Source organism: Ruegeria sp. BJ6 (genome assembly GCF_056537885.1).
The window spans coordinates 25,996-39,640 of record NZ_JBQFSG010000009.1; the positions used below are offsets into that span (position 1 = coordinate 25,996).

Annotated in this window: 11 protein-coding genes, 1 tRNA gene and 1 pseudogene; 9 read left to right on the forward strand and 4 right to left on the reverse strand. The window is 52.2% G+C overall.

Features of this window, described 5'->3' with window-relative positions:
- Positions 1-30: 30 nt before the first annotated feature.
- Positions 31-481: pseudogene (locus ACR0D6_RS16930) on the reverse strand (IS5/IS1182 family transposase); the annotation flags it as partial.
- A gap of 328 nt (positions 482-809) precedes the next feature.
- Here ACR0D6_RS16930 and ACR0D6_RS16935 point away from each other — a divergent pair.
- Together ACR0D6_RS16935 and ACR0D6_RS16940 are read left to right on the forward strand one after the other, a co-directional pair.
- Entirely contained in the window at positions 810-1,085 is a 276-nt protein-coding gene (locus ACR0D6_RS16935; protein ID WP_170652860.1) for a hypothetical protein, read from the forward strand.
- Between the two features lie 85 nt (positions 1,086-1,170).
- The gene (locus tag ACR0D6_RS16940; RefSeq protein WP_170652862.1) at positions 1,171-2,754 is read left to right on the forward strand and encodes a hypothetical protein; all 1,584 of its coding nucleotides are present in this window, start codon (positions 1,171-1,173) and stop codon (positions 2,752-2,754) included.
- 825 nt (positions 2,755-3,579) lie between these two features.
- On the opposite strand, the gene ACR0D6_RS16945 is transcribed toward ACR0D6_RS16940, so the two are convergent.
- Positions 3,580-4,059: a hypothetical protein gene (locus ACR0D6_RS16945; RefSeq protein ID WP_170652864.1), complete on the reverse strand. Its 480-nt coding sequence runs from the start codon at positions 4,057-4,059 to the stop codon at positions 3,580-3,582.
- Positions 4,060-4,253: 194 nt separating this feature from the next.
- Between ACR0D6_RS16945 and ACR0D6_RS16950 the strand changes: the two genes are divergently transcribed.
- Together ACR0D6_RS16950 and ACR0D6_RS16955 are read left to right on the forward strand one after the other, a co-directional pair.
- Entirely contained in the window at positions 4,254-4,442 is a 189-nt protein-coding gene (locus ACR0D6_RS16950; protein ID WP_480766372.1) for a hypothetical protein, read from the forward strand.
- A 265-nt stretch (positions 4,443-4,707) separates the two neighbouring features.
- Positions 4,708-4,863: a hypothetical protein gene (locus ACR0D6_RS16955; protein ID WP_480766373.1), complete on the forward strand. Its 156-nt coding sequence runs from the start codon at positions 4,708-4,710 to the stop codon at positions 4,861-4,863.
- Positions 4,864-5,303: 440 nt separating this feature from the next.
- Here the strand turns inward: ACR0D6_RS16955 and ACR0D6_RS16960 are convergent, their stop codons facing one another.
- Positions 5,304-6,260 carry an AraC family transcriptional regulator gene (locus ACR0D6_RS16960; RefSeq protein ID WP_170652869.1) on the reverse strand — a complete coding sequence of 319 codons (957 nt, stop codon included), beginning with the start codon at positions 6,258-6,260 and terminating at the stop codon, positions 5,304-5,306.
- A gap of 140 nt (positions 6,261-6,400) precedes the next feature.
- On the opposite strand from ACR0D6_RS16960, the gene dctP reads away from it, so the two are divergent.
- The 4 genes from dctP to ACR0D6_RS16980 all read left to right on the forward strand — a co-directional run bounded on the left by dctP (position 6,401) and on the right by ACR0D6_RS16980 (position 11,506).
- Complete coding sequence (gene dctP / locus ACR0D6_RS16965; protein WP_480766374.1) at positions 6,401-7,402, forward strand: TRAP transporter substrate-binding protein DctP; 1,002 nt, start codon at positions 6,401-6,403, stop codon at positions 7,400-7,402.
- A gap of 107 nt (positions 7,403-7,509) precedes the next feature.
- Positions 7,510-9,423, forward strand: a complete 1,914-nt coding sequence (locus ACR0D6_RS16970) for a TRAP transporter large permease subunit (protein ID WP_480766375.1) — start codon at positions 7,510-7,512, stop codon at positions 9,421-9,423.
- The gene (locus ACR0D6_RS16975; protein WP_170652875.1) at positions 9,420-10,556 is read left to right on the forward strand and encodes a serine hydrolase domain-containing protein; all 1,137 of its coding nucleotides are present in this window, start codon (positions 9,420-9,422) and stop codon (positions 10,554-10,556) included. The genes ACR0D6_RS16970 and ACR0D6_RS16975 overlap by 4 nt, the downstream gene beginning before the upstream one ends.
- Positions 10,557-10,567: 11 nt before the next feature.
- On the forward strand, positions 10,568-11,506 hold the full coding sequence (locus tag ACR0D6_RS16980) for a 3-hydroxyacyl-CoA dehydrogenase family protein (RefSeq protein ID WP_480766376.1): 939 nt from the start codon (positions 10,568-10,570) through the stop codon (positions 11,504-11,506).
- Positions 11,507-11,929: 423 nt separating this feature from the next.
- Here ACR0D6_RS16980 and ACR0D6_RS16985 read toward each other — a convergent pair.
- Positions 11,930-12,019, reverse strand: a tRNA-Ser gene (locus ACR0D6_RS16985).
- Between the two features lie 632 nt (positions 12,020-12,651).
- On the opposite strand from ACR0D6_RS16985, the gene ACR0D6_RS16990 reads away from it, so the two are divergent.
- A complete protein-coding gene (locus tag ACR0D6_RS16990; RefSeq protein WP_480766377.1) occupies positions 12,652-13,620 on the forward strand; it encodes a FecR family protein in 969 nt (322 codons plus the stop codon).
- Positions 13,621-13,645: the final 25 nt, after the last annotated feature.

A 13,645-nucleotide genomic window follows, 5' to 3' on the forward strand; every position in this document is an offset into this window, starting at 1 on the left:
ATAGATGACGACTGTGACCAGAGCGATGGCCTAGAGGAAGACCTTCGAACATCGGTCGTATGTAGTTGCCACACGCTGCCAGTCTTTCAGTCTTCAAATCATGATCTCAATGCGGATGTGGCGTTTGTATTGGCCTTGTCATATTTGACGATGGTCTTGCGTTGGTTTCGACCCGGGACGCAGGCACGTATTCCTCAATTTTTTGACGCTTCGCAAAACCAAACTGCGTCGTGACCAAGTTCTCCTACCCCCAATCGACATCCGATATACTACTCAGCAACGCTCACGCGGCGATGTAATCAGCTAACCTACACGGCAGTGGCGAACGGGTTCAGCGGGCACCTCTTGCTGTCACAGATTGCGTTCAGCTTGGTACTCATGCCGCCCTTCGTGTGGCCGGTCAGATATCCGCGGCGCTCTTTTTCACCTTCAAGCTGGAAGCGGTGGGGTGAGCATTCAGGTAAGTTGCGTCGAGGGCGACAACCCAAAGTAAAAGAGTTTAAGTGTTACCCAACCGGCTTCTCCTACATCGATATCGGTGAGGTCAAAAACAAGGAGGGAAGTATCCTTCTCTTTGTCGCCATTGCTCGAACCAGCAAGTTCGCAATGGCCCAACTGGCAGAGAAAGCAAGCCGAAAGACGGCATGAGAGTTCCTCGAACGCCTGCTGGTTGCTGTGCCCTACTGTATTCACATGGTTCTAACTAACAGCGGTACCCAATTCACTGACCGGTCCCGCGGACAGAATACCATCTATTCCAGGTTATGCGGATTGACATGGCTTGTGTAACCAATGGGATCGAACACCGGATGGCAAAACCGAACCATCTATGGGTCAACGGCAAGGTCGAGCGGTACCATTTCGATAATCACGACCAGCTTCGTGGCAACCTCGCCGACTTCCTCAATGCTCACAACTACGCCAGCCGTCTCAAGGCACTCGATGGACTCACACCATACGAACACATCTGCAAAATCTGGATTTCAGAGCCGGACCGCTTCATCCTGAATCCGATCCACCAAATTCCGGGACTAAACACCTGGTCAACAACTTGGCAGCACCTGCGAAGTTTGCGACAACGCTGAAAGAAAACCAAACAAACCTGTCAACGGAACTTAAGGATTTTTGTCTCTGCCGTTGTCCGCCGAGATATTTGCAAATGGAAGCGCAATGACCAAAACCATCCATATCCATTTGGGACCGCACAAAACGGGGTCATCAGCCATACAGCAAACATTAAGGCAAGAACGTGACGTTTTGGAGAAGCGTTTTCAGCTGTATCCATTAATAGGTCAGGAGATCACGCAGGTTGCAGAATCACTGATGCGTTGTAAATGGGATCAGGCTGCACTTGATCTACGGTCATTGGCTCAATTGCTAGACGGTAAGCGAGGCGATTGTGTAATTTCCTGCGAGGATTGGGCGGGCGATTTGCCAGGTCGTTCAAAAAAAAGAAGACCTTACCCAAACCTCTGGAAGAACATTAACGTCATTCGAAAGGCATTTCCTGACCATGTCTGCAAGTTCTACTTTTTCGTTCGAAATCCGGATGACTGGATCAAAAGTTCTTACACTCAACTCACAAAACACCACACCGTGTTCTCTTCAATGGAACAGTATCGGTCGTTTCTACACTTCGACCAACTTTGGGAGGCGGTGTTAGAAAGACCTCGAGCTAAACTCCAGTCAAACCTTGTTACTATTCCTTATCGAGAAGAAGAGAGTTTTTGTTCCGCTCAAGCACTATTGCGCACGATTCTAAATAGGAAAAGCATAGAATTTCAGTCCTCCAAAGTGACACGTGTAAACACTTCTCCGCCAACGAGCACCCTGGCCATTTTTGAAGCTATAAACCGATCAAGTGCTTCACGCGAAGCAAAGAACACCGCCAAATCAAGATTGCGGAGTGACGCAATAAGCAATGTCTGGGAACCCGAAGAACTGGTACTCCCTATGTGGCCACCTAGTGAAACGAAACCTACATGGCTGTCAAAAGACTTAGAAAAGCTGTGGACACGTGCAGGAGGAAGAGTGCCCTCCCAAAATCAACCTTGTTTGCTTCCGCGCCCATTTTCTGATCTGACCAAATTTCGAATGCGACCAGTAGCCGGTTCGAAAAACCCGCCATTCGGTGAGCGTTCGGACATGAAAAAGCAGCTAAAAATTCTCAGCCATCGCTTCAACGGCCAGCCTCGAACTTGCCTGGTGCTTGGGTTGACCATAAGCTACTTGCGCCGAAACACGGAACACACGGAACATGCGGCATACTTATTTCATCGCTTGTGGGAAGAAGAACATGAAATATTGCTCGCCACCTTGCCTACGAGATGGCTTATTTCGACTTTTCAGACATTCATAGACCATGGGGAGAACGAAAACCAACGAATGGTTGGTTCTTCAGCGTATTTCTATTCGAACATGATGAAGGCCTATGAGGCAGAACGCGCGTTGGAGGCAATGCCATCAGACGCAATCTACGAAAATACTGAGCCAACAACCAAGTCCGGATTTAGGGGGTTAGACAGGTTTAAGCTCGGACAGACCGATCTTATGACAAATATTAATGCATTGCTCTTGGAGCAATCATCAAAAGACAGGCGGATTGGGCGCGTTGTTCATGAGTTCTTATTGCGTACAAAACGCTCCCATTCGGTATTTTCGCGCATGGACCAAAGCCGAATTGCACTTGATGTTGATGAGATCCGCTTTTCGGATTGCTGGAGTTTCTATGAGAAACCAAAACCAAGAAGATAGTAACATTCTATCATCATGTGTTTGTCAGACGAGATAGCGGACGTGTCGCGAAGTCAAAGGGTTTTTCAAAAAAAGTCAAAGTGCTATCGACGCAGATTGAGGAGGAAGTTGATGTATTCGGAGACAGTCAGTTCGGCGGCGCGCCTCGGCGATGAAGGAATGATGGCCTGCACTCCTTCCGCGTCGGCCAGAGCACCCCTCAATTCAAAGATTGTAACGTCTGTATTGTCTCACCAGTTTTCGAAGAAGGTCTGATGTGGGGCCAGTTTGCCTGTATCGCGTAGGCGGTCCACATGGGCAGGCGTCGCGTGACATCTGGTATTGACCCGACATGCCCAGCGAGATCTCGCTGCAGGCGTGAGCTTCAGGCGAAACGCTGCAGCGCGTATGCGGAGTCCTTCTTTAGTGTATAACTGAAACCGCGCACGAGGCCTTGCCGGCAGTGGTGCTGACTTAATCCATCCTACCAACCAAGATGGATCACAATCCGAATTACATGACCCCCCCGATTCAGGTTTTCTCGAAACGCTTTAGATCGCTGTTTTTGTGGGATTTGCGCCCGCTGCACTTGGCGATGGCGCGTTGTGCGAAAAATGAGCAATCGGTCAAGAGCGCAAATTACTTCCGCATGAGATGTTCCAAACCGCGCTTGTTGCCGTCAATCACAACCCGGTACTGAAAGCACTTGCAAACCGTCTTAGCAACGCCGAGAACGCACACGCGACTATTATTGTCGCCGTCGCTCCCAAGCTTGTCACAATAGAAAATGCATTGTGCAAGTCGAGCCAAAACTGGAGCGCTGAAGCTGGGTAAAAGATACAGTTGCTAAGTAGCCCCCGCGACTAGGGAATTTTTTAGCAACGTTTTTCTAACGTGTTGTAATACATCAATCACTTGTTTAGCTACAGTGGGCTTTACCTTGGCTTCTTTGACGGCACCGTCTGAAATTTTCTCATCCATAAGTAGTTGAATCTGCCTGTAGATCTGGGTTCTATGTTGAGCACCTAGTGGATCGCCAAGGTCGTAGTTTTCAATGCACAAAGCGACTTCATTCGCAAGCATTGATGAAATTTTAACAAGCCGTTCCAACTCTATCGGCCTTGCTGAAAGTGCGATTAACGCGCTCATGGCAAGGATATCGTAGAAGTTAGGAAGTGCTTCGTTGCGGCCGCAACCGAAGGTGACGCTTGTACCAAAGTGCGGTTGTAGAAGCATCCAGGCAAACTCGATTTGTGACACTGGCTGCTTGAGTACTTCTATAGCGTCTTTGAATTGGAAGGGCGTGGTAGTAGCGCAGATCATCATTGAGATTCTCCCTAGGGTTGTGCAGATCCTTTAGGAGAATATTGAAATTTTTCTTAAATTATTCGGCGCAAAGATCTGATTCTAATACCATCTAAATCTGTAGTGTTGAGATCCAATTTTTTTTGAAAAAATTATCAAAACGTTAATCTATGCGGGTTGAATTTGTTCCAATCTTGCAATCAAGGAAAGCTGGTATGACGCAGTTCGTTTGGATCATAGATTTACTCAACGATCTTGAGTCGTTTTCTGCTATGAATGGATTTCGTCACCTAGAGCGTTCCTTGGGTGATGCAAAGGCCGCATATGAGACTGATATTCAGAACTTCGAAGATGCCAGCATATCAAAAGAAGTGACGGTGGAGCTTATAAGGTCTGATGCTTGAACTTGGATAGGTACCATAGTTCTGAGTTGATCAATCACTGTTCGACCTGATGAATTTATGAAGTCAATAGTGCGTGTATACTCGTATTGAGCCGATCGTGCCGACATTCGATATGCCCGCCAACCGACCGGCCTATCCAATGTTTGAAAGCACAGATCACGACTGTGCTCGTTTCCATTTACCGCATCTCTCATATCCCGGTCGGTAACGAGATGGCGAAACTTCAAGCCGCACACCGAGAGGTCTTCGGCGACGCGGTCGGCAAATGACGTTTTTGCGCGACTCGCAAGATGCCAACCATGCTGCCGTTGCCGGCAAGGTGCACTACCTTGAGAAAATTCCAGATCAGCCGGACTATGATGTGTTGATGCGCAAGTTGGGTTTCCTCGAACAGCTCAGTTATTTCCTGGAAGACGCGTAGGGCATGCTGTTCTGGCGGCCGGTACCGCGGCCCGTTAAGCAACCAGCGTGCATAACAGCTCGAACCCCAACGCTGAAATGTCGCTAAATGGCCGCTTCGATCTTCGTCTTCAGCAAATGACGGTTGCGCAACGACATTGGGGATTGTCCTGGCCGCGTGTGCTTTGACGTCCCTGTGGAACTATCAATACATGCGACACGCGTAATCACTCAGGTCGCGCGTCTTCCGAAATCTCGATAAACGACAAACCGATGATAGATGATGCGACGAAAGTCATCCTAAGCAGTCATTCCTTCGTGGCGCAGCATTGGTAACTTTGAGCCCATTCTCTCATATACTGCATCGCACCCCGATGACGACTCGGGACGGACACCGGCTATTCGCCGTAATGAGCACCAAAGACCGCTTTGACTTCCATAGGCACTCAATGAACAGTGTGGTTAGAATCTGCTTGGTGACACACCGAATTCATTCTTGAACAATCGTGAAAACTCGCTGGAGCTGGAGAAGCCCGATTTCATTGCAATATCGGTCATGGAAAGCTTGAGGGAACGTTGCTCAATCAAACTACGTGCAGCTTCCAGCCTCCTGAGTCTCAGGCGTTCCATCACAGAGGGACCTTCTGCGAAAGCCTTGTAAAGATAGCTGCGTGATACGCCACATGCAGCGGCAATCGCTTGAGGGGTTAAATCCTGGTCCCTGAACTTGGTATCGATATACGCCAGAACTTTTGCCCGCACCGATTGAATGGCCAGACTATCTTCCGACATCATGCCTCCAGATAAGAGGAAAAATGCGACCGTATCCAGCATTTGGTTTGTCAGAAAGGATTTGGCGGCTTCATCGTCATCCTGGACGTTCTCAAGCAGTTCCAGAATTAGGCATTGAAGCATGTGAAAGATAGCATCCGGTTGCACGATAGGGCGGGATAGAATTTTCGCCTGGCGCCCCAGCCTGTTTTCCAGACCTTCCGTCGGTATCTGCACGTTGAATGTTGAATAGTTTTGCTCGACGCGAAGTTTGGCAGAAAGACCATTGTTGATCAGGTAGGTGTTCTGGGGGACCAGCTTGGTCTCCACATCACCAATCTTGCAAAGAGCCGCGCCACCTTCGGGGAAACTGAGAGAAAAGAAAGGAACTTCGCTTGAGTTGGGTCTGTTCGCTTTTTCAAATTGTTGGTTGCCGAACTCAATGCGATTGAATGTCAGGTCACCAACTCTTCGGCTGCTCAAACTTCCTATAATATCGCCTTCGGCAATGGGCTTAACATCCAATTCACCCCACACACCGCTGAAGATTGCCTGCCAATCGTCCTTTCCTTTACCCAGTTTTTTCCCTTTGGAGGAGCCGACAAACGGCAAAGATGCACTTATCTTGCTGTGATGATTGATCGACATTCTGCATCCACTTCACTTGATAGTGGACGCTATCACAAATTCTCGTGCCCGCAAACACAAGCCAATGCACAAGGCGATTGTTTAACCTCTTAGCTGGAATTTTCGAGAAGAAGGCTTCTCGGCTTCTTGGAGGAGGAAAAATGAAAAACTCTGTGATTGCTACCCTTTTGGGTAGCGCAACGCTTGTTGCAACTGCAGCCCACTCTGAAACGACGGAATGGACACTGGCCTACCTTGCCGTCAAGGGCACGATCTACGAAGAGGTGGCGCTGGCGATCCCCGATCGCATAGCAGCAGCGACCGACGGCCAGTTGATCATCACAGCGAATTCGTCGCTGGTGAAGGGCAACCGCTTGCTGGAAGGTGTGCGTGACGGCCTGGTGCAGATGACACTGCCTTTGACAGGCTACTACACGGGCTCTCAGCCTCTGTTCACGGTTCCCAGCCTGCCGGGCATTTCGGAAAGCTATGACGACCTGAAAGCGCTGTCCGCGTCGGAATACGGCGATCAGGTTCGTGCTGTTTACAACGACACCTACAACTCTACTGAGTTGATGGAGACTGCTTTCTGCCCGCAGACCCTGTTTTCCACAACACCGATCACAACAGTTGATGAGTGGAAAGACCGCAAGTTGCGCGTGAACAACCGCGGCACTGGGTTAGTTGGGGCCGAACTGGGTGCTACGACCGTTTCGCTGTCCGCTGGCGAGGTGCTGCCAGCGCTGGAGCGCGGTGTGATTGAAGGCGTGATCACAGATACCTGCTGGGCATATGGTGCGGGTTTCAGTTCGGTCATAACCAATGCTTCGGATTGGAAACTTGGCTCGGTTGTGCCTTCGCCGGTTCTAGTCAACAACGACGCCTGGAATGAACTGCCTGAGGATCTGCGGGTGAAAGTGGCTGCCGAGTTTGAAGCAATCGAAGCGGATTTTGAAGCCCGTTGGCGTGAGCGCGCCGCAGAGCTTCCGGGGCTTTGGGCAGAAGCAGGTGTTGAATTCACAGAAGTCTCCGACGAGGAAAATGCAAAGGTTCTCGCCGACGAGGTGCAGGCGCCGGTCATCGCGGCGTGGCGTGAGGACATGGACCGCGCAGGCTTGGACGCTAACGCGGTTCTTGAAACTGCGCGTGGCGCAGTCAACTGAGCATGGCCTCTCTAGAAGAAATTGAGCTGAAGGCGGCAACGCCTTCAGCCTTTCCCCGCTCCGTCGCTGCAATGTCCCAATGGCTGGGAATCATTGCGGTTGTTATCATGCTCGTAAGCGTAAACTTCGAAGTTATCGGTCGCAGTTTCTTTGGGTATGCAACGATCTGGGTAACCGAGGTTTCCACCTACCTTGTTGTTGCAATTACATTTCTTGGCGCTGCATTTGTTGCCGGACGTGATGCAAACGTGCGTGTGGACCTGGTGCTCAACCAGTTTTCTGACACCCGCCAAGAGGATATCAAATCAGCCATGTCGTGGATGGCGCTGCTTGTCACGTTGATCACGTTGTGGCAAGTCACTGGCTTCTGGTTTGAAAACTTCGAAAGCGGCGCGCGCAGCTGGAGTCTGTTGAATGCGCCATTGTGGATTCCACAGGCAGGCGCGGTGATTGGTCTGATTGCACTGGCCATTGTGCTGGGGCCAAAGCAAACCTCCAAATTTGGCATTGCTGCGTGGATCTTCACGGGCCTTGGAATCGTTCTGGCCGTCGCAGCGGGAGGGCATTTTCTTCCCACGAAACTGGCGCCTGTCACCGGAGTCCTTTGCCTCGCTTCCCTAACTCTGCTCGCGGCCGCATTGTCCGGCGGGCTTCGAACGCTTTTGATTTTAGCCATCGTTGTGGTGCCAGTCCTACTGCTCTTCTGGGTGACAGATGGCGCGGGTCTTTCGTTGAAATCCGTCGGCTTGATCGCGGTTCTCTTTTTTCTGCTGTTCTCTGGTCTGCCAGTTTTCTTCACGCTTTTGACCATCGGAATTTTTGCGATGCTGTTCTGGTTGCCGCCGGTGGCTCTGGCCGCAGTCGGAGAACGCGCTTGGGAAGCCGTCAACACCTTTGAACTGGCCGCGATCCCGATGTTCGTTCTGATGGGGGCCATCCTAGTGCGCAGCAATGCATCAACCGAAATGTTCGTCGCTGCGCGTATGGGCATGGGGCGCTTACGGGGCAGCCTTGCGCACGCTTCGATCCTTGCCTCTGGCATCTTTGCTGCGGTTTCCGGCTCTAGTCTGGCCACTGCTGCCACCATGGGGCGCGTTGCTGGTCCTGAGATGATGCGCGAAGGGTACAAACCAGAACTAGCTTATGGAGTTCTGGCTGCTGGCGGTACGCTCGGCATCCTCATCCCGCCCAGTATCGCGATGATTGTCTATGGCCCACTTGCTGGTGTGCCCGTGACTGAACTGTTTGTCGCAGGTGTTCTTCCCGGCCTCCTGATGATCCTGGCCTTTGCTTTTGTTGTCTTGGTCTGGATTGGCCTTGATCCAACCGCAGCACCTGCGGGACAGGGCGCAACTTTCGCAGAGAAATTCCGCGCGATGAGAGGCGTCATCCCGTTCCTCATTCTTATGATTATGGTTCTCGGATCACTCTACGCAGGCATTGCAACGCCGACAGAGGCAGGTGCGGTCGGAGTATTGGGCGCTGTCCTGATCAGTCTCGCCCGTGGCACCCTGTCGGTCTCAGAGTTTTTTGGAGCAATCCAAGAAGCTGTGCTTGCAACGTCCTTCCTGTTGATGATCGCTGTCGGTGCGGCCGTGATGAGCTTTGCCATCGACTTCCTGTCGATGCCGCAAGCGCTGGTCGGTCTCGTTCAGTCGCTTGAGCTTTCCGATATCGGCCTCTTCTTGGCGATCGTGATCCTGTACCTGATTTTGGGCATGTTTGTGGAGCCAATCAGCATGGTCCTGATGACACTGCCGATCATCCTACCGGTTATCACGGCGGCGGAATGGGATCTTCTGTGGTTCGGCATCGTGTTGGTGATGTTGGTTGAAATTGGCCTGATCACCCCACCCGTCGGCATGATCCTCTACGTTTTGTCTGGTGTCTCCGATGGCCGCGCAACCTTGGCGCAGATTTCCATGGGAACGTTGCCCTTTGTCGGCGCCTTCCTGGCAATGGTTTTCCTGTTCTTCTTTGTGCCTGATCTTGTGACATTCCTGCCGGAGCTAATGCGATGACGACAGGCATCAAACAGCGCTTCGATGCGACTGCGGTTCAGAACTGGCTCGCGCAAGAACGATCTGCCGAACGCCTGCAAACGGGCGTTCTGGAAATCCAGCGGTTTGGGGAAACGGTCTACTCTGAGGTGTTTGGAGAGGTGTCCCCAGGGGGCGAGAAGGTTGCGTGCGACACAAAATACTGGATCGCGTCGATGACCAAGCCCATCGTCTCAGTGGCGGCCATGAGGTTGGTCGAGCAAGGCCACCTGTCATTGATGGATGCCGTTCAAACCTTCGTGCCCAGTTTTGGTGCAAAAGGCGTTCTTACCTCTTCTGGCGAGCTTGACCCTTTGCACAGAGACCCCACGGTTTTGGACCTGATGCTACACACATCGGGCCTAACCTATGGCTTCTCGGGAACCGGGCCAGTTCATCGGCAATACAAATGCGACGCAGTGTATGATCACCGGTCCACCAATGCCGAAATGGCGTCCCGATTGGCCCGTTTGCCGTTGATGCATCAGCCGGGGACAACGTTCGAATATGGCATGTCCACCGACGTGCTTGGATATGTCATCGAGGTTGTCACTGGCCTGCACTTGGATGATGCGCTTGAGGATCTTGTTCTGTGCCCGCTGGGCATGAAAAACACGACGTTTTTCCCAGACCGCTCCCGCGTCGCACAAATTCCAGACTCACCGATACGAGACAGCTTGATGCCAATCATGGCGCCTGAACAGACCTGGTACTCGGGTGGCGCTGGGTTGTTTTCAACGGTCCCTGACTATTTAAGATTTGCGCACATGCTGATGGAAGGTGGTGAGTTGCTATCGGCAGAGACGCTTGCGTTGATGCGGCAGGATCATCTTCCTTCCAACGTGGCCTATGGTGCCTATACCGAAGAGCTTGGGATCACAGCTCCCTGGCTCAAAAACGGGTTGGGATTTGGTCTTGGTTTTGCCGTCAGAATAGTGGAAACGCCTGGTCTCCCCGGCGGTGTTGGAGAGTTTTTCTGGCCCGGGGTCTCAGGCGCAAATTTTTGGGTTGATCCGCAGAATGAGCTAATCGCCGTGTTTATGACGCATGCTCCTGAACACCGCGGAGACCATCGCATCGGACTTCGCGACGCTATTTACGCTGGCCTAACATAAAGGAGAGCCTAATGAAAAATCCGAATATCGCCATTCTGGGTGCGGGAACGATCGGGATGAGCTGGGCTGCCTTGTTTGCTGCGACCGGTCGGAACGTCACGGTGTTTGACCCGTCACTCGAAACCAATGATCGGGTTACACAGCTTGTGGGAACCTCGGCGGAAACCTTGGCTGCTCTGGGCTGGGATGCCGCGGGCGACGTCTCAAAGCTTCGGTTTACAAACGATCCTGTAGAGGCGGTCAAAGACGCTGATTTCATTCAGGAAAGCGTGCCTGAGCGTTTGGACATCAAACATGCGCTTTATGCGCAGGTCGAGCCCCATCTCAAAGAAAACGCTATCATCGGCAGCTCAACCTCGGGGCTGAAACTGTCTGAGATGCAGGCGGGTTTTTCCAATCCCGGGCGGTTTCTCTTGGCGCATCCTTTTAACCCGCCGCATCTGGTTCCTTTGGTCGAACTGATGGACAATGAGCAGACCGATGCCGGGGTATTGACAGATGCGACCGAGTTCTATGAGAGCATTGGTAAGGTTTGTGTGCGCTTAAACAAGGAAATCCCGGGACATATTGCCAACCGGCTTCAGGCGGCAATCTGGCGTGAAACCATCCACCTAGCGATGGAGGGCGTTGCTTCGGTCGAAGATATCGACAAAGCGGTCGCCTTTGGTCCAGGTCTGAGATGGGCCGCGCTTGGCCCCAATACACTTTTGCATCTTGGCGGTGGGCAAGGCGGAATTCGCGCCTTTTGCGAACATTTGGGTGGCCCTTTCCAAAGCTGGTGGGATGATCTTGGAGACCCTAGGCTGACGCCTGAGGTAGTGGATACCCTTGAAGCTGGCGTTCTGGGAGCGCTAGATAGCGTTTCCATGGTAGAATTGGCCAAGAAGCGCGACAGCCTCGTGCTGCAGTATGTTTTGGCATCAAGAGAGGCTGTATCGTCGGAATCTTAGAGAAGACAGCATCCATCTCGTACGACCCGTTGACGTCAGGAACGTCTGCTTTTTCGGGCTGCAGTGCAGCAAGCCTGAGGCAAATTGAATGGCAGAAATGGGCTGCAAGGGGGCACAGGTAGCTTGATGGCCAATAGCGGTTTTGTCCGCATCTTACCAGTTTGAACAACGCGCAGCGAATGATCACCGTATCGTTTGTTCTCTTTGTGTTCCTCATAACCCCCATCTGTGCACGTTCGGGGCGGCTGGGCCATATTGGGCTTATCAACTTAGATTCTATGCGTGAAATATCCAATGGATAGCAGATGGACTTAGCTGATTCATCCGTCGCATAGAGTGGCAGCCAAGCGCATTTGGGATGGCGGGTTTTTTGGCGGGTATCGCCGTCAAAGCCAAAAAATACCATTTAAATTCAATTATATATGGCGGAGACGAAGGGATTCGAACCCTCGAGACGGTTTCCCGCCTACTCCCTTAGCAGGGGAGCGCCTTCGACCACTCGGCCACATCTCCGCTGACCCGTCTATCAGCCATGCGCCCAGAGAAACAAGGCCAAAAGTAAGGGTTTCGGAGATTTTTCGCGACTCTTTGGTTAATAGCTGAAATTGCAGAACAATGCATAAATGCACGCAGATAATCAGCATTAATCCAGAAACGAATAGACACCCGCTGTATTCGTCATTCGGCCTTGATCTGATGCGGTCAGGAATTGGGCGTAGTGAAATCCCACCCAAAGTTACTTTGGCGCTGTCGAAGGTCTGCAGGGGCAAGGTTCCGGCATCGGCTGGACGAGGCCCGCGGTTGTGACATCCGGTTTCAAACAATGGCTGTCACCCGTCTTGTCGCCTCACTCGGCTCCGGGTCTGTCACATAGAAAACTTGCAAAGTGAGAGTAATAAATCATAATAGTTCTTGAATATTTGAGACGGAAAATAAGTACAGGCGATTTGGCCCATTGTGGGTTTGGTTGCAAGGACGAGTGGCCTTGTGAACCGATGGAAGCTGCTTTTGAGGGAGAGCTTACGTTGGCCTGGTTTAAGATTTTGGCCTTTTGCGGCTTGTTTTCATTATTTCCTGGTGAAGCATTCGCCACGATTGGCAAAGTCATTGGTGTTCAGCAAGGCGCTGAATTGACGTCAGGCGGAATGACCAGGCGGATCAGCGCGGGAATGGACGTAGCAACCGGGGATACTATTTCCACGGACTCAAAGGGTCTGGTTCAGATTTTATTCAATGACGAAACCAAAATCGCCGTCGGACCGAATGCACGCATGGTTCTGGACGTCACAATGTTACGTGGTGGGAAGAAAGCCAAAAGCTTTGCTGTTCAGACGCTTGGTGGCAGTTTTCGGTTTATTTCAGGGAAGAGCAAGAAATCTGCCTATGTCGTAAAAACGCCAACATCCACGATGGGTGTCCGGGGAACGGTTTTTGATTTGTGGGTCGTCGGTGACAAGCAAAGCTCCTTGGTCATGTTGGAAGGTGTTGTGCGCATGTGCGGGCTTAGCGGTCGGTGTAAATCCATCCGCGGCCAGTGCAGCATCGTTGCGACAAATGCCCAGGGACGCGTCGGTCGCCCCATCGACAAACGACAGGCTGCCCGGGCTTTGAACGCCGGTTTTCCGTTCATCACTTCGCAGAACACGCTATTACAGCCCTTCCGGGTCGATATCAGCGGATGCGCAAGCATCACTGACCCGCCCAATGCTGCAGAAGTTGTGGATCGCGCGTCCCAGCCGGATTCGGTATCGACGCCAGCGCCAGCGCCCGCGCCCCCCGGGGAAAACTCCCCCGCTGCCGGTGAACCGGCAGGTCAGGGAGGAAACCAGAGTAGCGGAGGTAATCAGGGCACCGGTGGTGGCAATGGCGGTGGTCAGGGTAGTGTTGGCGGTAGTGGCGGCACAGGCGTCGGCAGCGGCGGTGGAGAGATCGGTGGCGCGGGCGGCGTAAGCGGTGGATCCGGCGGCGGCTCGACCGGTGGCAGCGGTGCTCCGGGCAATAGTTCCGGCGGGAATACCGGTGGCGGAGGGAACGGCGGAGTCGGAGGCGCCAATGGTGGGTCTGGTGGCGGAACTGGTGGCGGGGCAGGGGGTGCCAGTGCAGCCAGCGGCTAGGCCGCCTTATTTGGAAACTCGGTGA

Coding starts and splice junctions, on each gene's coding strand:
- ACR0D6_RS16935 (WP_170652860.1), top strand. CDS start 810: ATGGCAAAACCGAACCATCTATGGGTCAACGGCAAGGTCGAGCGGTAC.
- ACR0D6_RS16940 (WP_170652862.1), top strand. CDS start 1,171: ATGACCAAAACCATCCATATCCATTTGGGACCGCACAAAACGGGGTCA.
- ACR0D6_RS16945 (WP_170652864.1), bottom strand. CDS start 4,059: ATGATGATCTGCGCTACTACCACGCCCTTCCAATTCAAAGACGCTATA.
- ACR0D6_RS16950 (WP_480766372.1), top strand. CDS start 4,254: ATGACGCAGTTCGTTTGGATCATAGATTTACTCAACGATCTTGAGTCG.
- ACR0D6_RS16955 (WP_480766373.1), top strand. CDS start 4,708: ATGACGTTTTTGCGCGACTCGCAAGATGCCAACCATGCTGCCGTTGCC.
- ACR0D6_RS16960 (WP_170652869.1), bottom strand. CDS start 6,260: ATGTCGATCAATCATCACAGCAAGATAAGTGCATCTTTGCCGTTTGTC.
- dctP (WP_480766374.1), top strand. CDS start 6,401: ATGAAAAACTCTGTGATTGCTACCCTTTTGGGTAGCGCAACGCTTGTT.
- ACR0D6_RS16970 (WP_480766375.1), top strand. CDS start 7,510: ATGCTCGTAAGCGTAAACTTCGAAGTTATCGGTCGCAGTTTCTTTGGG.
- ACR0D6_RS16975 (WP_170652875.1), top strand. CDS start 9,420: ATGACGACAGGCATCAAACAGCGCTTCGATGCGACTGCGGTTCAGAAC.
- ACR0D6_RS16980 (WP_480766376.1), top strand. CDS start 10,568: ATGAAAAATCCGAATATCGCCATTCTGGGTGCGGGAACGATCGGGATG.
- ACR0D6_RS16990 (WP_480766377.1), top strand. CDS start 12,652: ATGACCAGGCGGATCAGCGCGGGAATGGACGTAGCAACCGGGGATACT.